Genomic DNA, 414 nt, shown 5'->3' with positions numbered 1-414 from the left:
CGTGGTGCAGTTCGCCTCCTTCGGTTTTGATGCAAGCGCCTCGGAGCTTGTTATGGCGTTTGGTTCGGGAGCCGCATTGCATTTGCCTGCGGATGAGCTCCGTCAAGCGAGTAACAAGCTATCGGATTATCTGCGAAGCGAAGCCATCACGCACGCGACGCTGCCTCCAGCCTTGCTTCAGGGAAGCCAGAAGCTGGAAGGCTTGGAATCGCAAGTTCTCATTCTTGCTGGAGAGCTGCCGAAGGCAGAACTCATCCGGAGTCTGGCTCCAGCATCCATTATCAATGCTTATGGACCTACCGAAGCAACAGTTTGTGCGGCGACCTGGAGTTGCCCCGATGGGTTTGATGGGGCCATTGTCCCGATTGGCCGCCCGATTGCGAACACGCGTGTGTATCTGCTGGATGATCATGG

Annotated in this window: 1 protein-coding gene; it reads left to right on the top strand. The window is 56.3% G+C overall.

All coding sequences use genetic code 11. The features are described 5' to 3' along the window. Positions 1 to 414, top strand: a 414-nt coding sequence (locus tag XI08_RS09770; protein ID WP_271574258.1) for an AMP-binding protein, incomplete at both ends; no start/stop codon positions are given.

The organism is Bradyrhizobium sp. CCBAU 11361, assembly GCF_028128935.1.
Classification (GTDB): domain Bacteria; phylum Pseudomonadota; class Alphaproteobacteria; order Rhizobiales; family Xanthobacteraceae; genus Bradyrhizobium; species Bradyrhizobium niftali.
The sequence above is the reverse complement of the archived record's forward strand: the minus strand, read 5'-3'. Positions and strand labels throughout refer to the sequence as shown.